We start from the raw sequence: 17,067 nt of genomic DNA on the forward strand, positions 1-17,067 counted from the left end.
CAGGAGATACCCATGGGCCCCTTCCCCCACGACGCCCCCAAGGCGACCATCAGTGATGAAAACCCCGCCGGCACCGATGGCTTTGAATTCGTCGAGTTCGCCCATCCCGACCCCGAGCACCTGCGCGAGACCTTCCGCGCAATGGGCTATACCCATGTTGCAACCCACAAGACCAAGCACATCGAGCTTTGGCAGCAGGGCGATATCAGCTACCTGATCAATGACGAGCCGGGCACCCACGGCCGCGACTTCGTGGAAGAGCACGGCCCCTGCGCCCCCTCGATGGGCTGGCGTGTGGTCGATGCGCAGCATGCCTTTGATCACGCGGTGAGAAACGGTGCTGAGCCCTATGAAGGCCCGGGCAAAACCATGGATGTGCCCGCCATTCGCGGCATCGGTGGCTCACTGATCTATTTCATCGAGAATTACTTCGAGACCAGCGCCTACAACGCAGAGTTCGACTGGCACGACAGCGCCCATCCGATGGGCGTAGGCTTCTATTACCTCGACCACCTGACCCACAATGTCTTCAAGGGCAACATGGACAAGTGGTTCCAGTTCTATGGCAAGCTGTTCAACTTCCGCGAAATCCGCTTTTTCGACATCGAGGGCAAATTCACCGGCCTGTTCTCCCGCGCGCTCACCAGCCCCTGCGGGCGCATCCGCATCCCGATCAACGAGGACCGGGGCGAAACCGGGCAGATCGTGGCCTATCTGAAAAAGTACAACGGCGAGGGTATTCAGCACATCGCGGTGGGTGCGCGCGACATCTATGAGGCGACCGACCAGATTGCCGAAATGGGCGTCAAGTTCATGCCCGGCCCGCCCGAGACCTATTACAAGATGTCGAAGGACCGTGTGCAGGGCCACGACGAGCCGCTGGACCGGATGATGAAGCACGGCATCCTGATTGACGGCGAGGGCGTGGTGGACGGCGGCGAAACCCGCATCCTACTGCAGATTTTCTCGAAAACGGTGATCGGCCCGATCTTCTTTGAGTTCATCCAGCGCAAGGGGGATGACGGCTTTGGCGAGGGCAACTTCAAGGCGCTGTTCGAGAGCATCGAGCAGGAGCAGATCGACAGCGGCGAGCTGAAGCCGGAGGATGCGGCCTGACGGGCGGGCTCTTCAAGGCCCTCTGGCCTTTCATCGCCCGGGCTGGCCGCGAAGACGCCTCGGAGGGCGGATGAGCGGCCCCCGCCTCAGCCCTTTGTCACATCATCCAGTGCAACCAGACGATCCAGCACCGCCGGCAAGTCTTCCAGCCGGAGCATGTTCGGCCCGTCCGAGGGGGCGTTGTCGGGGTCTTCATGCACCTCCATGAACACCGCCGCACAGCCCACTGCCATCGCCGCTGCCGCCAGCACCGGCACATATTCGCGCTTGCCGCCCGTTGAGCCGCCCAGCCCGCCGGGTTGCTGCACAGAATGGGTGGCGTCAAACACCACCGGGTAGCCGGTTTCGGCCATGATCGGCAGGCTGCGGAAGTCGCTCACCAGCGCATTGTAGCCAAAGCTGGTGCCGCGCTCGCAGAGCATGATCCGCTCGTTCCCCGTGCTCGCGATCTTCTGGGCCACGTTGCCCATGTCCCAGGGTGCGAGGAACTGGCCCTTTTTCACGTTCACCGCGCAGCCGGTTTCGCCTGTGGCGAGCAGCAGGTCTGTCTGGCGGCAGAGGAAGGCGGGGATTTGCAGGATGTCCACAACCTCGCCCGCGCGTTTGGCCTGCGCCACGTCATGCACATCTGTCACCACGGGGCAGCCGAACTCTTCGCGCACGGCGGCGAGCACCTCCAGCCCCTTCTCGATGCCGAGGCCGCGCTTGCCCGAAAGCGAGGTGCGGTTGGCCTTGTCGTAGCTGGCCTTGAAGATGAAGGGCACGCCGCGCGCCTCCGCTGCCTTGCCGATCTTCTCGGCCAGCATCCGCGCGTGATCGAGGCTCTCCAGCTGGCACGGGCCCGCCAGCAGCGCAAAGCGCCGGTCATTTGCGATTGTAACGCTGCCAAGCTCTACCGATTTCATGCTGTCTCTCCCGATGCCAGTCCGGCGCAGAGGAACACCGCCCGTGCGGCGATGTCAAACCGCCAGCAGGCGCACGCGGCGGGCCGTGGCGTGGTGGTGGGGTAGTGGCCCCATTATATGGGGGGCCGGAGGCTTGGGTGGTTGGCCGGTCAGCCGCTGGGCATCGACAGGGTGATGTTGCGGCCACGTTTGACGTAGCGCAGCTCGCTCTTGCCGATGGCCGCCACTTTGCCGCCGTCCAGCCTGTCACCCGGCTTCACTTTCACCAGCCGGCCCGAGGGCAGGCGCACGAGGGCGCGGCGCTGCGAGGGAGAGCCGAAGACGCCGATCAGGTTGACGTCGCGCAGCTTGATCGCGTTGCGGTTGGTTGCGGCCTTGGCGACCGAGGCGCTGGAGGGCGCGCTCGGGCGCACCTTTTGGTTGCGCGGCAGGGCCACTGCGGCGGTGGCTGTCGTCTCTTCCTGCTTCTGGGCGGCTGCGGCCTGTTTGCGGGCCTCGGCGGCCTCGCGCTCGGCGCGTTTGCGGGCGGCAGCAACCTTGCGCTCAAAGCCGCGTGGCTTGGCCGCAGGGGTGCGCGAGGAGGCAACGGCAAGGCGCGAGGCATTGCGCAACTCCGCCTCGGCGCGGGCCTTGGCCTCGGCCTGCGCGCGCTCTTCATCCTGCTGCAACTCAGCGGCCTCTTCGGCGCTGTCGCGCACGGCCTCTTCAATGGCGGCCTGACGCGCGGCCTCGGCCTCGTCCTGCACCGATTGCGGGCGTTTCTTGGGGCGCAGACCAGCCAGTTCGGCGCGGGTGCGCCCGCCCAATTCGGCCTTCTCGTTCTCTTCAACAATCCCCTCGGGCCGGGCGCGGGGCCGCAGGCCGGCAAGGCGATTTTCGGCCTCGGAGGCCTCGGGGGCGGTGTCATCGGCGGTTGCGGCCTCGGCCTCTTCGCCGGTGCGGGCGCGGGGCACCACATGCGGGCGCCCGGCATAGAGCGTGATGCCCTCCGCCGTCACCACGCCCTCTTGCGTCGGGCGAATGGTGCCGTCTTCCTCAAACTCCACCACCTGTCCCGGGGGCACCGGGGCGGGCTGGCGCGGCAGGGCCGCATCGCTGCCACCGCCGGTATCGGCACGGGGCAGGGCCACGGCATCATGCGGGCGCACGCTCGGGTCGATCGAGGCGATGTAGATATCGTCGGTGCTTTCCTCCTCGGGGAGTGAGGCGGGCACCGGGGCCTGCTGCCAAACGCCGCTTTCGTCATAGGCGGCCTGCGCCTCTTCGGGCGACATCCGCTGCGCCGCTGCCCTTTCAGGCTCGGGCTCGGCATCGGCCAATTCGTCCTCGGCGGAGGCGGCATCGGCGTCGACCTCGGGCAGCGGCGGGTTTTCAAACATCGGCTCGGCCAGCTGCGGCTCTTCTTCGGGCAGGGCCGAGAAGGGATCATCCGTCAGGCTGGCCAGATCGACCGACTCGCTGGCCTCAATGTCATCCAGCGGGGCCTGCAACGCCTCGGCTAGCTCGGCCTCGCCCTCAACATCGGTGGTTGCGCCGCTGGTGCCCGCTTCGGAGAAGGTGATCGATCTGGTCAGCGCGCCATCATCGCCCAGCAGCGGCACGGCGGTGGCACTGGCGATCACCTGTTCGCCTTCCGCGGTGGTCTGCGCCGTGGTGCCGTCATCGCTGGAAAGGAACAGCTTGGACCACAGCCCGGCCCCGCCCAGCAACACCACCAGCGCCACGGTGAGCGCCACGGGGAAGCCCTTGCGGGGTTTGGCGGCCGCCTTGCCTCGTGCGCCAAAGATGGTCAGCTCGCCGCTCGGGGCCTCTTGCGAAACGCGCTCGGGCAGGTCTTCAGGCTCGGGGCGCGGGAGGGGGGCTGCAATGATTTCCGGCGTCAGCGCGCCGCGTTCCACCGTGGGGCGGCGCAGGCTGGCGACCTTGTCGCGGAAGGCGGCAAAGGCGGCCTTGCTGCGCGGATTGCCATCTTGCGGAGCGAGTTCGGCGGTGGGCGCTTCGGCGTCTTGCACGGCGCTTTGGGCGACCGGCGCTGTATCGGGGGCCTTGGCCGCTTCGGGCGCAGGGGCTGCCGGGGCGGCTGGCGCCTTGCTGGGCTTGGGTTTTTCTGCCGGCGAGGCCGGCGTGTCGCCGCGCACAGCGCCGCCCAGCTTGCGGGCCGGGCGTTTGGCCGCTTCATCGCGCGCACCGCCCAGCTTGGGGGCCAGCCCTTCGCTTGCCGTGGCGCGGATCGAGCTGAAGGAGGGCATCGGCACCGGCTCTTCAGCAGGCACGGCATCGGCGGCAACGGTGGGCTCGGCAGGGGTTTCTGCGACCGGTTCAGCCGCATCCTGAGGCATCTCCACCTGCGCGGCCACCTCGGCTTCTGCCGCCTCGGCCTCGGGTTCCTCCGGGGCGGAGGGTTCGGCTGCGATGTCAGTCGCCGCCTCCGGCTCAGCCTCGGAAGGGTCTTCCGCCGTGGGGGCGGCAGCCGGTGCCACTTCGGGCGCGGGGGCGGGCTCGGGTTCAACCGGCTCGGCCTCTTGCTGCGGGGCTGGTGATGGATCTTCGCGCGTGGGCTCTTCCGCTGCGACGACATCCGCCACATCTTCCTCAGCCTCAGCCTCAGCCTCAGCCTCAGCCTCAGCCTCAGCCTCAGCCTCAGCCTCAGCCTCAGCCTCAGCCTCAGCCTCAGCCTCGATGCTCTCGGCAACTGCCGCATCTTCCGCCACAGGCTCAGGCGCCGCCTCTGTCGCTTCGACCTCTGGCACGGGCAGTTCGGCCTCGGGCGCTTCGGCTTCGGCCTCGGGCGTGGCCACTTCCGCCGTAGCGGCATCGGCCACCACCACATCTTCCGCCGCCCCTGGCTCCGCCCAGTCGCCGACCACCTCGATCGGCTCGGCCTCTGCCAGCATCGCCGGAGGGGCACCGGGGCCGCGGTCTGCCGGGCCAAAGAACGGCTCTCTCAGGAAGGCCCCGCGCGGCGGCACGGCGACAAAGCCGACCGGGCCAAACCCGTATTCACGTGCAAAGGCGCAGGCTTCATCAAGGGTTTCGCGGGCGACCACGGCGATGTGGAGCGTCTCCCCGTCCGACTCCCAGTCAAATACCAGATCGGTCACCTCATAAGGCGTCGCGCCAACCAGCGCGGCGCGCACGCGCACCTCGTCGGCCAACTCATCCTTGCCGCTTGCCGGGCAGGTGGTGAAGAGGATCTGGCTGTTGGGAATGATCAGCTTGGTCGTCAGTTCCGCGCCGCCGCTGCCCTTCTCGCGCAGAGCGGCAAGATCGTCGGCCAGGCCGTCGGCGTCCAGCGACACCACACCAACCCGCCGCCAGCCGTCATCGGCCCGGCGCAGAAGCGAAATACCGTCAGGGCTGAGGTCGAGGGCGAATTGGGGCGTCATCCAAGGATTTCCAACCAAAGAGGGTGCGCCCCAGGGGCACATGAGAAACTGCTATAGTCTATACAGGCTTAACGTCAGGTTTTCAATTTTTCCCACTTTCCACGCCGCTACATTCACTGCGCCGCGAAGGCCGTTGTTGCAAAACAAAAAATCCGGCCCTCGGAGGGGCCGGATTTGTGGCAGGGCGGGGCTGACAATGTCGTGAAACTGCAAGCCCGCCCTGCGCGGATTTCCGCCGTTAGGCGTGGGCCTTTTCCAGCGCCTGCTCCAGATCGGCGATCAGATCGTCTGCATCCTCGATCCCGATCGACAGGCGCAGCACATCCGGCGCCGCGCCCGCCGCCACCTGCTGCTCTTCGGTGAGCTGGCGGTGCGTGGTGGAGGCGGAGTGGATCACGAGGCTGCGGGTGTCGCCGAGGTTGGCCACGTGGGAAAACAGCTCAAGGCTGTCCACCGCCTTCACGCAGGCCTCGTAGCCGCCCTTCAGCGCCACGGTGAAGAGGCCGCCAGCGCCCTTGGGGCACACGGCTTTCACCCGGTCGGCATAGGGCGAGGAGGGCAGGCCGGCGTAGGTCACTTCCTTGACGTTCGGATTGGTCTCCAGCCAAGCCGCGATCTTCTTGGCGTTTTCGACGTGGCGTTCCATCCGAAGGCTCAGCGTCTCGATCCCCATCAAGGTGTAATGGGCAGCCTGGGGGTTCAGCGTCATCCCGAGGTCACGCAGTCCGATGGCGATGCCGTGGAAGGTGAAGGCAAGCGGGCCGAAGGTTTCGGCAAACTTGAGCCCGTGGTAGGCAGGCTCCGGCTCGCTGAGCGAGGGGAACTTGCCGCTCGCCGCCCAGTCGAACTTGCCCGAATCCACTACAACACCGCCCGTTACCGTGCCGTTGCCGGTGAGGTATTTGGTCATCGAATGCACAACAAGCGTGGCGCCATGTTCGATGGGGCGGCAGAGGTAGGGGGTGGCCGAGGTGTTATCCACGATCAGCGGCAGGCCCGCCTTGTCGGAAATCTTGGCAATGGCCGGCAGGTCGGTGATGTAGCCGCCCGGGTTGGCGATGGACTCGCAGAAGACAGCGCGGGTGTCGTCGTCAATCGCCGCTTCCACCGCGTCGAGATCGTCGAAATCCACAAACTTGGCCGACCAGCCGAAGCGCTTGATCGTCTGGCTGAACTGGGTGATCGAGCCGCCGTAAAGCCGGGTCGAGACGACCACGTTCAGCCCCGGTCCCATCAGCGGGAACAGCGCCATGATCTGCGCGGCATGGCCGGAGGAGCAGCACACCGCCCCCGCGCCACCTTCCAGCGTGGCAACCCGCTCCTGCAACACGGCCACCGTCGGGTTGGTCAGCCGCGAGTAGATGTAGCCGACTTCCTGAAGGTTGAAGAGCGCGGCGGCATGGTCGGCATCGCGGAACACGTAGGCGGTGCTCTGGTAGATCGGCGTCTGACGTGCGCCTGTTGCCGGGTCTGGCCGGGCACCTGCGTGAATTTGAAGCGTATCGAAGCCGTGGCTCATGGATTGTCCTCCCTTGGGGCTGGTTTTGCGCGTGACCCTAGGCAAAGCGCGTGGCGGGGGCAACGCCAACACGGGGCGGCATGGTGTGAAAACGCTGCAATATCATCATGCAGGGGCTGCACGTTTGCCACCTCGTCTGGCTGAGGCCAGAAGGGGCCAGTGGGTTAGCCCGGCAAAACCGGCAACAGCCGGCTGTCTTCGAGCGCGGCCTGCCGATGCGCGGCTGCGGCCTTTGCTTCGGGCTGCTGTGCCAAGGCCATGAATCTCTCAAGGCTTACCTGCCGAACCATCAGCACCCTGTCCCAGCGCTCCCCCACCGGCCCGACAAACCACGCCCCGCCCGTGCCCTCGAACAGAACCTCACCGCCGCTCGCCTCTAACATCGGCAGGATCGCGGCCTCATAGAGCCGATAGGCCTCCCGCCCCGTGCGCGGCCCCTCCGGTGCCAGATCGGGGGCATGGGCATAATCCGCCTGCGCGCGAAACCGCAGAAGGTTGACCATCACCAGCGGGGCGTGCGGCGCGCGGGGCATCAGGGGGCTGGCAGCCTGCTCGGCTTGAGGCGGGGGCATCAGCCTTCGCCCGCGAGCGTCAGGGCATGATCGCGAATGTCTTCCGGCCAGCTCGCTATCGCCTCGGCAAAACCCTCGCCCGCGTAGAGCGCCCGTATCGCCTCTTCAAAGCCCGGCAGGTCGCCCGCGATGGCGGTGCAAAAGCGATAGGCCGCATCGCGCCGCGCGGCCGGGTCCGGTTTGCGCATTTCGCTTTCCACCAGTCGCCGCAGCGCAGCCGAGGCCCCGCCGCGCTGGCTGGCCAGCCAATCCCAATGGCGCGGCAGCAGGGTGACCTCGCGGGGCACCACCCCCAACTTTGGGCGGCCCCTTCCGCGCGGGGCGGGGGTGTAGCGCGCCGCCACCGCCTCCGGCCCGCCTGACAGATCAAGGTCGGTCTCCCGGCCCGTGAGGTCGGAGAAGATGAGCAGCGCGGCACCCGGCCCGTGGCCCTGCTCGGCGAGCAGGGTGGCAAGCTCCGGGCGCGGGGCGCTGGTGATGCGGGTGTGGCCGTTGAAGGCGGTATAGGTCTCTTCCATGTGTCGCTATTTACACCCGGGTAAAAATATGTCAATCCGCCCCGTGAAAGGGGATATCCCATGATCGACAAACGCACCGCCCGCGCCGCCTACAAAGAAGCCCCGGACCGTTGGGTGATTTACGCCGCCCGCACCGGCGGCCAGTGCTGGGTGGGGGCTACGCCCAACCTGCACGCCGCCGAAAACCGGCTGACCTTTCAGCTGAAGATGAAGAGCTGCACCGTGCCCGGCATGCAGACGGCCCATGACGGCAACCTGACAGTGGAGGCGCTTGAAGAGCTGGACGCCACGCTTGGCCCGCTCGCCCGGCAGGACGCGGTGAAGAGCCTGCGCGCGGCCTGGGCCGAACGGCTGGGCGCGACGGCGATGACGCGGTAAGCCGCGCACCCCCGGCAGGGTGCGCGCGGTGCTTTCGGTTATCGCATCCAGAGGTTCTCGCGCTTTAGCCGGTTGCGAATTGCCTGTTCCTTGCGAGGCAGGTTTTCGCGGTCAAACAGCGCTCGCGCCTTATCGCCCTTGTTTTGGAAGACTAGCCGCTTGAAGGGCTCATACTCCTTGAGCACCTTCTTGATCTTGTTCGGCGCGGCGACCTCGGCCAGCGCCTCCACCGCGTGATCGCTCTCGCGGGCATAAAGCAGCGACAGCACCCGCCAATGGCAGGTCACATCGCCATCCAGCCCGTCCAGCTCCGGCCCGGGCCGCCCGCCGCCAAAGCTGTGGATCACCAGCGGCAGCACCACCTGATCCAGCCAAGGGTCCAGCTCCTGACAGGCCAGCTCGTCGGGCGCATCATCGCGGATCGCCAGCGCATATTCCTCGAACCGCGCCCCAAAGCTCGGCCCGCAGGGGCCAAAGAACCAACCGGCGTTGAAATACAGATACCGCTGCCAGTACTCATCCGGCTGGCTGGTATCGAGCGTGCTCTCAAACTCCAGCCCGAACTTGTCATAAAGGCTCTTCCAGATTGCCGCGTAGCCGGGGCCATAAAGCGGCACCTCCGGCCATGTGCCCTCGCGTTTCATCGAGGCGGCGGGGCGGGAGAAGTCGAAGGGCAGGGCAGAGAGCGCACCGGTGATGAGCGTGTCACTGTCAAAGAAGATGAACGGCTCGCCCTCGGGCAATTCGCGCAGCGCCTCGATCTTGTTGCCATAGGGGTAGGCCTCGCCAAAATGGCGGCTCTCGAAGGGCATGATCTCGGCGCCCAGCTCCTCCTCCAAGAGCCTGCGCACGGCGGCAGAGCCCATCCGCGGGTCATTGCTCCAGCGCGGCCCGGGCTGGGGCTCGGCCACGATCAGCCGGCCTTTGAACCCCCTGTCGAAATGCCTCAGCGACGCGGCAAACAGCGCCGCCTCATACTGAAGTCTACCGTCCTGGCCGACCACGACGATGTTGAAAGGCTTTGATTTCTTGCGCGTCGCGGCCATACTGCTCCTGACCGTTATTATTGATCGGGCCTCGCATTTTCGGGGCCACTATAGCCAAAGTCCATTTGCCGAAAAGGAAAATCCCCGATGCCTTTGCGCAGCCTTGTCACACTTACGCTGCTGGCCACCGCACCGCTCACCGCGCAGGCCGAAAACTTCACCACCGCCGCCGAGGTTCGCCCGATTCTCGAGTCGATCAAGGATCAATGGATCGCCATCCGGGTGGAGGGCGATGAAGACTATGTTTTCTTTACCCCCATCGTCTCGTGGCGCTGCGGCGTGCAGGCGGTGCAATTCGGCTTCAATGATGAAGATCCGACGCGCGAGCTGGAAATGGCCGCGTGCCACACCGAATTTTCCAACCCCAATGTGATGGTGGATGGAGACCCGATCCCGCTCGTCACAGCGCCCGCCAACTCGGTGCAATCGGTGACCATCCGGATGATGTATGACGATGGCTCGCTGTCGGAATCGGTCATCACCCGCAAGCAGGTGCTCATTCCCTGACACTTCGCCCTAGTCGCCGGGCCATCGCGCGCTATCCTCTGGTCAAACGCCATAGGAGGGGCACAGATGCGCTACGTACACACAATGATCCGGATCACCGATGTCGATGAGAGTCTCGATTTCTGGTGTACCAAGTTCGGGCTTGAAGAAATCCGCCGGACCGAAAACCCCGACGGTAAGTTCACGCTGATCTTTCTCGCCGCGCCCAAGGACAAGGAGAGCGCCGAAGAAACCCGCGCCCCCGAACTTGAGCTGACCTACAATTGGGACAGCGACGAAAAATACGAGACTGCCCGCGCCTGGGGCCACCTCGCCTACCGGGTCGATGATATCTACGCCACCTGCCAGCAGTTGATGGACAAGGGCGTCACCATCAACCGCCCGCCGCGGGATGGCCGCATGGCCTTTGTCAAATCGCCCGACAATATCTCGATCGAGCTGATTCAGGAGGGCGAGGCCCTGCCGCCGAAAGAGCCTTGGGCCTCGATGGAAAACACCGGCAGCTGGTGAGCAGAGCATGAACGCATCCCCGCCCCCCGCCGCCGCCCTCAAGGCCCTGCTCGATACCCAGCGCAGCGCCTTTCTTGCCGCGCCGGCCCCCGGCCTTGCCACCCGGCGGGCCGACCTTTCGCGGCTGGCCAAGGCGGTGAAGGGGCGGGCCGATGCACTGGCCGCCGCAGCAGCGGAAGACTTTGGCCGCCGCGCGGTTGAGGAAACAAAGCTGCTCGACCTCGTGCCAAGCCTCAACACCATCACTTACCTCGACCGCCACCTGCGCCGCTTCATGGCGCCCGAGCGCCGCTCGGTGCATGTGGCGCTCTGGCCCGGCAAGGCGCGGGTGCACTACCAGCCCAAGGGCGTGGTGGGCATCATCTCGCCGTGGAATTATCCGTTTCAACTGGCCCTCGCGCCGCTCGCCACCGCGATTGCGGCGGGCAACCGGGTGATGCTGAAGCCGTCCGAATTCACCCCCGCCTGCAACGCCGCCCTGCGCGCGCTGCTTGAAGATATCTTCCGCCCGGATCAGGTGGCGGTGGTTGAAGGCGGCGCCGAGGTGGGCGCGGATTTTGCCGCGCTGCCTTTCGATCATCTCTTCTTCACGGGCGGCACCGAAGTGGGCCGCAAGGTGATGCAGGCCGCCGCCGCCAACCTCACGCCGGTGACGCTGGAACTTGGCGGCAAAAGCCCCGCCGTGCTGGCCCCCGGGGCCGATCTGGATCAGGCCACCGGCTCGATCGCCTACGCAAAGCTGGTGAACGGCGGGCAAACCTGCATCGCCCCCGATTACGCCCTCGTGCCCCGCGACCAGGTTGATGCCTTCTGCGCGGGCATGAAGACGGCCGCAAAAGCGCTCTACCCCGAGGGGCTGGCCGACCCCAACTTTACCCTCCCGATCCATAGCCGCCACGCCGACCGCCTGAAGGCACTGGCCGAAAAGGCAGAGGGGCAGGGCGCCCGCCGCCTTCCGTTGCTGGATGGTGAAAACGCGCCCGCAATGCTGCTGGATGTGACGGATGAGATGGAGGTGATGCAGGAAGAAATCTTCGGCCCCCACCTGCCTGTCATCCCCTATGACAGCATCGAAGAGGCCGTGGCCTATATCAACGCCCGCCCGCGCCCGCTGGCGCTTTACCACTTCGGCCCCGATGATGCCGCCCGCGAGACGGTGCTAACCCGCACCACTTCGGGCGGCGTCACGGTGAACGATACGCTGCTGCACATCGCGGTGGACGACATGCCCTTCGGTGGCATCGGCGCGTCAGGGATCGGCAGCTACCACGGCCCAGAGGGCTTTCGCGCGATGAGCCACGCCAAATCGGTCTTCACCCAGCGCAATCCCAACGGCGCCCACCTCATCCGCCCGCCCTATGGCAAATGGACAACGCGGATCATGAAGCACTTCCTCGGCTGAACGACCGTTCAATTCATGGGCGGCACCAAAAAGAAAAGGGCCTCCGGCGGGAGTACTTCCGGCAAGAAAATGGACAATTTGATTAAAATTGCGCGCGTTCCCGCTCCATTTTCTTGCTCCAAATACTCCCCGCCGGAGGCCCAAAATCTCTTAGGCGGCACATTCCAGAAGCAGCGTGCCGGCAGCGGTGTTTGAGATCGGGATGTGATAGTTCCGGGTGATCTCCGTCACCTCATCCCCCAGCGCCCCGCGCATCATCATCCACATCATAAACTCGGTGCCCTGCGCCCCCGCCTTCTCCACCAGTTCCATCCGGCTGATCTTTGTCAGCTCCTCCGGGTTGCTGACGATATTCTCAAGGCAATACTGGTCGAAGTCCTTGTTGATGAAGCCCGCCCGCGCGCCATCGAGCTGATGGCTCAGCCCGCCGGTGCCGAGGATCACCACCTTGGCCTCTTCGGGAAAGCTCCGCAGCGCCTTGCCCAAAGCCTTGCCGAAATTCAACGCGCGCTTAAGCGTCGGGATCGGATGTTGCACCGTGTTGGCGCTGATTGGCACCGCGCGGGGCATGTCGGGGTTGTTCGGCGCGCCCGGCCAGAAAAGCTGCATCGGCACCACGAAGCCGTGGTCCACCGCCAGCTCTTGGCAACTTGTGATGTCGAACTCGTCCTCCACCATGCTCTCGATGATGTGCCAGCTCAGCTCCGGTGCGCCGGGGAAGGGGGGCAGGGACGGCAGGCCCCAGCCCTCATCCTCGTTGCGGTACTCATGCGCCGCGCCGATGGCGAAGGTGGGCATCCGGTCCAGGAAGAACCCGAGGCCGTGGTCGTTGTAGATGTTCACCACGTAGTCCGGCTTATGTTCCTTGATCCACGCGTGAACCTTCGGATAGCCGTCAAAGAAGGGCTTCCAATAGGGGTCGTCCTGCAACCCCTTGTCGATCGCATTGCCCACGGCGGGGATGTGCGAGGTGGTGATGCCTCCGAGAATTTGTGCCATGTCTGCCTCCCTTATGCCTGGCTTGCGAGGAATTGCTGAAATTCCTCCCGCGTGCGCCCTGTCTGCATGCCGCCCACATCCTGCACGCTCAGCTTGAAGATCCCGGCCAGCTTGGCGAGGTAGTAGATGTTTCCGCCTTCTTCGATCATCGCAAGAATGTCATTGTCGCGGATCGCCTGGCGCTGCGCATCCCGCAGGCCATACTTCTCCATCCACGCCTCCGGGTCGGCCTTGAAGGCCTCGCGGTTCTCGGCGCGGTTGAAGTCGTAGCACATCTTGTTGAGCGCATAGCCCTTCATGGCCATCCGCCCGTCGAAGACCGTCGTGCCGGGGATGTCTATGTGATAGTCGTGGCTGTGCTGCGCCATGCTGTCCTCCATTGTCCTGCCTCGGTATCGCATGGACCGCCCCGGCCCGAATTTGACCTGAATCAAGCCGAGGCCTCGGGCGGCACCCTTCGAATTGTGGAGACAGAAAATGAATGGCCGCCGCGTGGCAGTGGCCCGCGCCCAAACGCAAACGGGCGCCGCAATGCGACGCCCGTAATAGCAGAAACTAAGCGGTCAGCGCGCCCAGTAGAGCCGCATCGGATTGTCCACCAGGAGCTTCTGCTGCTGTTCCGGCGTGCGCGCGATTTTGGGGATGTAATCCACCAGCGCCCCGTCATCGGGCATGTGGCTCTTCATGTTCGGGTGTGGCCAGTCGGTGCCCCAGAGCACCCTGTCGGGGAAGCGCTCGACGATGGCCTGATAGAAAGGGATCACGTCATCATAGGGCGGGCCTTGCGGGCTCAGCCGCTCGGGGCAGGTGACCTTGCTCCAGATATTCTCGTTGCGCGCCATCAGGTCGATGAAGCGCTGAAAATCGGGGTGGTCCACGCCCTTGCTCACATCGGGCCGCCCCATGTGATCGACCACCAGCACCGTCGGCAGGCTTTCGAGGAAGGGGATAAGCTCTTCAAGATCGGCGGCCTCGAAGTACACCACGATATGCCAGCCCAGCTTGGCGATCCGCTCGCCGATGCCGATAAACACCTCCTTGGGCGTGGCATCCACCAGCCGTTTGACGAAGTTGAAGCGCACGCCGCGCACGCCGGCGGCATCCATCTCGGCCAGCTCTTCATCCGTCACATCGGGGCCGACGGAGGCGATGCCGCGCGCGAGGTCTCCGGCGGCGCGGCAGGCATCCACCATCGCCCGGTTGTCCTTGCCGTGGCAGGTGGCCTGCACGATCACGTTGCGGCTGAACCCGAGATAATCGCGCAATTCAAACAGCTTGTCCTTGCCCGCGTTGCAGGGCGTATATTTGCGCTCCGGCGCAAAGGGGAACTCGGGGGAGGGGCCGAACACGTGGCAATGCGCGTCCACCGCCCCCTCGGGCAGCTTGAAATCGGGCTTCTTTGGGCTGGGGTGAAATTCCAGCCAATCCGCGTCCATCACCTGTGTCTCGCTCATGCGAAAACCTCCCCGTCCATCAATTTGCGCGCCGTCCGCAGGATCGCCGCCTCTGTCACTTCGCCGTTTTCCAGCTTTGCCACCACCGTCATTTCGCCGGTCGGATGCTCCACCGAAAGCGCCCGCTCGTCGCCCTCGCCGCGCTCTGCCAAGTCGTAAGCGGGCGAGCCCTCCGTGAGGCAGGCGGTGGCAACGCTGACCGCGCCCAGCACGCCGATTGTCTTGTGGCAGCGGTGCGGAATGAAGGTGCGGGTAGAGATCGCGCCCGCCTTCGGGGCGCTCACCATCGTCATCTTTGGCACCGACTTCTCGGCCACATCGCCAAGGTTCATCATCGGCCCCGCCTTCAGCCGGATCGCCTCCAGCTTCTTGCGCAGGCCCTCGTTGGCCTCAAGCTCATCCGGCGTCTCCTCGCCGGTGATCCCCATGTCGGCGGCCCGCATCACCACGCAGGGCATGCCGTTGTCGATCAGGGTGCAGGCGACGCCCTCGATCTCGTCCATCGCATTTCCGGTTGGCAGCAGCGCCCCACAGCTCGATCCGGCGGTGTCCTTGAAGGCAATCGGCACGGCGGCGGAGCCACCGGGCACGCCGTCAATCCTGGCCTCGCCCGCGTAGCTCACCTTGCCGCCCGGCGTGCTCACCCGCGCCACGGCCACTTGCCCGGTGTTCTCCATGAAGATCGTCACCGGCGTTTCGCCCTCCTGCGCCGCCACCAGCCCGCGCTCGATGGCGAAGGGGCCGACCCCGGCGAGGATGTTGCCGCAGTTTTGCGCGTCGGTGACGATGGGCTGGTCGACGAAGACCTGAAGGAAGAGGTAGTCGACATCCACGCCGTCGCGCTCGGATTTGCGAACCACCGCGACCTTGGAGGTCAGCGGGTCCGCCCCGCCCATCCCGTCAATCTGGCGAATGTCCGGCGAGCCCATGACCCGGAGCAAGAAGGCATCCCGCGCTTCGGGCAGATCATCGGCAAGGAAGTAGCCCCCCTTGGAGGTGCCGCCGCGCATCCACATGCATTTCACGCCGTCGCTCATCTGGCCTCTTTTCTGCATCCGCACAACGCACGGTGCGGGTCATCATGTCTTTACGTTTCTGCACCTGCGATATGCATGGGTTGTGCATAGGATGTGCACGGGATGTGGCGGTGGTAAAGCGTTACCACGCGGCGCCGCAGAAAGCGCGGCGCTCAAACATATTTCAATCCGGCCTTCTCCAGCCGTTCGCGCATGTTGTAGATGTCGAGCCCCAGCTCGCCAGCCTCAAACTTCGCCCGCTTGGCCGCTTCGTTGGCCTCCCGCGCGCGCGCCTTTTCAAGCACCTCGGCGGCCTCTTCGCGGCGCACGACAACAACGCCATCATCATCGGCCACCAGCACGTCACCGGCGTTGACGAGCTCGTCGGCGCAGACGACGGGCACGTTGACCGAGCCCAGCGTTTCCTTGATTGTGCCCTGCGCAAACACCGCCTTGGACCAGACCGGAAAACCCATTTCTGTCAGGTCTTTAATGTCGCGCACGCCCGCGTCGATCACCAGCCCCCGGCAGCCCCGCGCCATCGCGGAAGTGGCCAGCAAGTCGCCGAAATAGCCCGCGTTGGAGGGGGTGATGGTGCCGAGGCACAGGATATCGCCCGGCTTGATCTGCTCGATGGCCACGTGGATCATCCAGTTGTCGCAGGGCGGGGCGAGGATGGTCACGGCGGATCCGGCAATGCGTGCGCCGCCGTAGATGGGCCGCATATGCGCCGCCAGCAGGCCCTTGCGGCCCTGCGCCTCATGCACCGTGGCCACGCCGCATTCGGCCAGCCCGTCGATCACGCTCTGCTCGGCCCTATCGACATTCTGAATGACGAGGCCCGTGGTTCCCGGTTGCACGCTCATTCCAGCTCATCCACGGTGCGCGGGAAGATCGACTGAAAGCCTTCCGCATATTTGCAGTTGCGCCCGCCGGCCATGCCGCCGGAGTTGCGGCGGAAGTGGTTGCCGCGGTTTTCTGCAACGTTTTCATAGAAGTGCCAGAGGTGCTCCTGCCCCTGCATGCACTGGATCGCCGCCCATTTCTTGTCCCAGACATCGGTGATGTCGAGGAACACGTTGGGCTTCCACTCCATCTGCTCGGTCTGGTGCGGCTCAAAGAGGTAAAGCTGCGGCGCCCCCAGCACCTTCTGCCCCGGATTATGCCCCCAGGCCTGCGCCACCATCCGCGCCTCGAGGGCAAAGTCGGTGGTGCGCATGTGGTCGGTGTTATAGGGATCCCATTTCGAGTGGGAAAACATGAAGTTAGGCTGCACTTCGCGGATGATGTCCACCATCTGCTCCAGCGTCTCGCGGCCCAGATCGAGCGGGTAATCGCCCCGATCGAGAAAGCGAATATCGGTCACGCCGAGCGCGGCAGCGGCCTTTTCGGCCTCGTCCTGCCGGGCGGCCTTCACCTTCTCCAGCGTCATGCCTTCCTGCTTCCACAGCTTGGCGCTTTCGCCGCGTTCACCATAACTTAAGCAGACGACGGTAACATCGTAGCCCTTGGACTGGTGCAGGGCGATGGCCCCGCCTGCGCGCCAGACAAAATCTGCCGAATGGGCGCTGATGACGAGGGCGGTTTTCTTGTCGCTCATGGGTCGCTTTCCTCCGCTTGCACGGCAGATCATAGCCGAGCCTTCCGCGCGGTCATACGCATTTGCGCTGTGGTGCGGAAATTCCAACCTTTGCGGCCCCAATTGATTTTTGCTATAGAGTGGCACCCTCACTCTCCGC

At 65.1% G+C, this 17,067-nt stretch carries 17 protein-coding genes; 5 read left to right on the forward strand and 12 right to left on the reverse strand.

Going from position 1 to position 17,067, the window contains the following annotated elements; translation table 11 throughout:
- The first annotated feature begins 12 nt into the window (after positions 1-12).
- Positions 13-1,116: a 4-hydroxyphenylpyruvate dioxygenase gene (gene hppD / locus FHY55_RS07470; protein ID WP_140013589.1), complete on the forward strand. Its 1,104-nt coding sequence runs from the start codon at positions 13-15 to the stop codon at positions 1,114-1,116.
- 86 nt (positions 1,117-1,202) lie between these two features.
- Here the strand turns inward: hppD and kdsA are convergent, their stop codons facing one another.
- From kdsA to FHY55_RS07495, 5 genes are all read right to left on the reverse strand, one after another.
- On the reverse strand, positions 1,203-2,021 hold the full coding sequence (gene kdsA, locus FHY55_RS07475; RefSeq protein ID WP_140013590.1) for a 3-deoxy-8-phosphooctulonate synthase: 819 nt from the start codon (positions 2,019-2,021) through the stop codon (positions 1,203-1,205).
- 149 nt (positions 2,022-2,170) lie between these two features.
- Positions 2,171-5,407 carry a hypothetical protein gene (locus FHY55_RS07480; RefSeq protein WP_140013591.1) on the reverse strand — a complete coding sequence of 1,079 codons (3,237 nt, stop codon included), beginning with the start codon at positions 5,405-5,407 and terminating at the stop codon, positions 2,171-2,173.
- Between the two features lie 238 nt (positions 5,408-5,645).
- Entirely contained in the window at positions 5,646-6,926 is a 1,281-nt protein-coding gene (locus FHY55_RS07485; protein ID WP_140013592.1) for an O-acetylhomoserine aminocarboxypropyltransferase/cysteine synthase family protein, read from the reverse strand.
- 164 nt (positions 6,927-7,090) lie between these two features.
- On the reverse strand, positions 7,091-7,498 hold the full coding sequence (locus FHY55_RS07490) for a DUF1330 domain-containing protein (protein ID WP_140013593.1): 408 nt from the start codon (positions 7,496-7,498) through the stop codon (positions 7,091-7,093).
- On the reverse strand, positions 7,498-8,016 hold the full coding sequence (locus tag FHY55_RS07495; RefSeq protein ID WP_140013594.1) for a DUF2239 family protein: 519 nt from the start codon (positions 8,014-8,016) through the stop codon (positions 7,498-7,500). The genes FHY55_RS07490 and FHY55_RS07495 overlap by 1 nt, the downstream gene beginning before the upstream one ends.
- A gap of 60 nt (positions 8,017-8,076) precedes the next feature.
- On the opposite strand from FHY55_RS07495, the gene FHY55_RS07500 reads away from it, so the two are divergent.
- Positions 8,077-8,394, forward strand: a complete 318-nt coding sequence (locus FHY55_RS07500; protein WP_140013595.1) for a hypothetical protein — start codon at positions 8,077-8,079, stop codon at positions 8,392-8,394.
- 38 nt (positions 8,395-8,432) lie between these two features.
- Here the strand turns inward: FHY55_RS07500 and FHY55_RS07505 are convergent, their stop codons facing one another.
- Positions 8,433-9,440: a hypothetical protein gene (locus FHY55_RS07505; protein WP_140013596.1), complete on the reverse strand. Its 1,008-nt coding sequence runs from the start codon at positions 9,438-9,440 to the stop codon at positions 8,433-8,435.
- An 87-nt stretch (positions 9,441-9,527) separates the two neighbouring features.
- Between FHY55_RS07505 and FHY55_RS07510 the strand changes: the two genes are divergently transcribed.
- The 3 genes from FHY55_RS07510 (at position 9,528) to FHY55_RS07520 (ending at position 11,859) form a co-directional block, all read left to right on the forward strand.
- Positions 9,528-9,947, forward strand: coding sequence for a hypothetical protein (locus FHY55_RS07510; RefSeq protein WP_140013597.1), 420 nt, complete (start codon positions 9,528-9,530; stop codon positions 9,945-9,947).
- A gap of 66 nt (positions 9,948-10,013) precedes the next feature.
- A complete protein-coding gene (locus FHY55_RS07515) occupies positions 10,014-10,457 on the forward strand; it encodes a VOC family protein (RefSeq protein WP_140013598.1) in 444 nt (147 codons plus the stop codon).
- Between the two features lie 7 nt (positions 10,458-10,464).
- Positions 10,465-11,859 (forward strand): coniferyl aldehyde dehydrogenase, encoded by a 1,395-nt coding sequence (locus FHY55_RS07520; RefSeq protein WP_140013599.1) that lies wholly within the window; start codon positions 10,465-10,467, stop codon positions 11,857-11,859.
- 150 nt (positions 11,860-12,009) lie between these two features.
- Here the strand turns inward: FHY55_RS07520 and FHY55_RS07525 are convergent, their stop codons facing one another.
- The 6 genes from FHY55_RS07525 to FHY55_RS07550 all read right to left on the reverse strand — a co-directional run bounded on the left by FHY55_RS07525 (position 12,010) and on the right by FHY55_RS07550 (position 16,928).
- Positions 12,010-12,858 (reverse strand): class III extradiol dioxygenase family protein, encoded by an 849-nt coding sequence (locus FHY55_RS07525; protein WP_140013600.1) that lies wholly within the window; start codon positions 12,856-12,858, stop codon positions 12,010-12,012.
- An 11-nt stretch (positions 12,859-12,869) separates the two neighbouring features.
- On the reverse strand, positions 12,870-13,226 hold the full coding sequence (locus tag FHY55_RS07530) for a protocatechuate 4,5-dioxygenase subunit alpha (protein WP_140013601.1): 357 nt from the start codon (positions 13,224-13,226) through the stop codon (positions 12,870-12,872).
- Positions 13,227-13,421: 195 nt separating this feature from the next.
- Positions 13,422-14,312 carry an amidohydrolase family protein gene (locus FHY55_RS07535; RefSeq protein WP_254695447.1) on the reverse strand — a complete coding sequence of 297 codons (891 nt, stop codon included), beginning with the start codon at positions 14,310-14,312 and terminating at the stop codon, positions 13,422-13,424.
- Positions 14,309-15,349, reverse strand: a complete 1,041-nt coding sequence (locus FHY55_RS07540) for a 4-oxalomesaconate tautomerase (RefSeq protein ID WP_140013602.1) — start codon at positions 15,347-15,349, stop codon at positions 14,309-14,311. The genes FHY55_RS07535 and FHY55_RS07540 overlap by 4 nt, the downstream gene beginning before the upstream one ends.
- A 152-nt stretch (positions 15,350-15,501) precedes the next feature.
- Positions 15,502-16,194 carry a 4-carboxy-4-hydroxy-2-oxoadipate aldolase/oxaloacetate decarboxylase gene (locus FHY55_RS07545; protein ID WP_140013603.1) on the reverse strand — a complete coding sequence of 231 codons (693 nt, stop codon included), beginning with the start codon at positions 16,192-16,194 and terminating at the stop codon, positions 15,502-15,504.
- Entirely contained in the window at positions 16,191-16,928 is a 738-nt protein-coding gene (locus FHY55_RS07550) for a PIG-L deacetylase family protein (RefSeq protein WP_140013604.1), read from the reverse strand. The genes FHY55_RS07545 and FHY55_RS07550 overlap by 4 nt, the downstream gene beginning before the upstream one ends.
- Positions 16,929-17,067: the final 139 nt, after the last annotated feature.

It is taken from the genome of Oceanicola sp. D3 (assembly GCF_006351965.1).
Lineage (GTDB): Bacteria > Pseudomonadota > Alphaproteobacteria > Rhodobacterales > Rhodobacteraceae > Vannielia.

Bases quoted from the DNA above. Each gene is read 5' to 3' on its own strand.
- hppD (WP_140013589.1), top strand. From the start codon at position 13: ATGGGCCCCTTCCCCCACGACGCCCCCAAGGCGACCATCAGTGATGAA.
- kdsA (WP_140013590.1), bottom strand. From the start codon at position 2,021: ATGAAATCGGTAGAGCTTGGCAGCGTTACAATCGCAAATGACCGGCGC.
- FHY55_RS07480 (WP_140013591.1), bottom strand. From the start codon at position 5,407: ATGACGCCCCAATTCGCCCTCGACCTCAGCCCTGACGGTATTTCGCTT.
- FHY55_RS07485 (WP_140013592.1), bottom strand. From the start codon at position 6,926: ATGAGCCACGGCTTCGATACGCTTCAAATTCACGCAGGTGCCCGGCCA.
- FHY55_RS07490 (WP_140013593.1), bottom strand. From the start codon at position 7,498: ATGCCCCCGCCTCAAGCCGAGCAGGCTGCCAGCCCCCTGATGCCCCGC.
- FHY55_RS07495 (WP_140013594.1), bottom strand. From the start codon at position 8,016: ATGGAAGAGACCTATACCGCCTTCAACGGCCACACCCGCATCACCAGC.
- FHY55_RS07500 (WP_140013595.1), top strand. From the start codon at position 8,077: ATGATCGACAAACGCACCGCCCGCGCCGCCTACAAAGAAGCCCCGGAC.
- FHY55_RS07505 (WP_140013596.1), bottom strand. From the start codon at position 9,440: ATGGCCGCGACGCGCAAGAAATCAAAGCCTTTCAACATCGTCGTGGTC.
- FHY55_RS07510 (WP_140013597.1), top strand. From the start codon at position 9,528: ATGCCTTTGCGCAGCCTTGTCACACTTACGCTGCTGGCCACCGCACCG.
- FHY55_RS07515 (WP_140013598.1), top strand. From the start codon at position 10,014: ATGCGCTACGTACACACAATGATCCGGATCACCGATGTCGATGAGAGT.
- FHY55_RS07520 (WP_140013599.1), top strand. From the start codon at position 10,465: ATGAACGCATCCCCGCCCCCCGCCGCCGCCCTCAAGGCCCTGCTCGAT.
- FHY55_RS07525 (WP_140013600.1), bottom strand. From the start codon at position 12,858: ATGGCACAAATTCTCGGAGGCATCACCACCTCGCACATCCCCGCCGTG.
- FHY55_RS07530 (WP_140013601.1), bottom strand. From the start codon at position 13,226: ATGGCGCAGCACAGCCACGACTATCACATAGACATCCCCGGCACGACG.
- FHY55_RS07535 (WP_254695447.1), bottom strand. From the start codon at position 14,312: ATGAGCGAGACACAGGTGATGGACGCGGATTGGCTGGAATTTCACCCC.
- FHY55_RS07540 (WP_140013602.1), bottom strand. From the start codon at position 15,349: ATGAGCGACGGCGTGAAATGCATGTGGATGCGCGGCGGCACCTCCAAG.
- FHY55_RS07545 (WP_140013603.1), bottom strand. From the start codon at position 16,194: ATGAGCGTGCAACCGGGAACCACGGGCCTCGTCATTCAGAATGTCGAT.
- FHY55_RS07550 (WP_140013604.1), bottom strand. From the start codon at position 16,928: ATGAGCGACAAGAAAACCGCCCTCGTCATCAGCGCCCATTCGGCAGAT.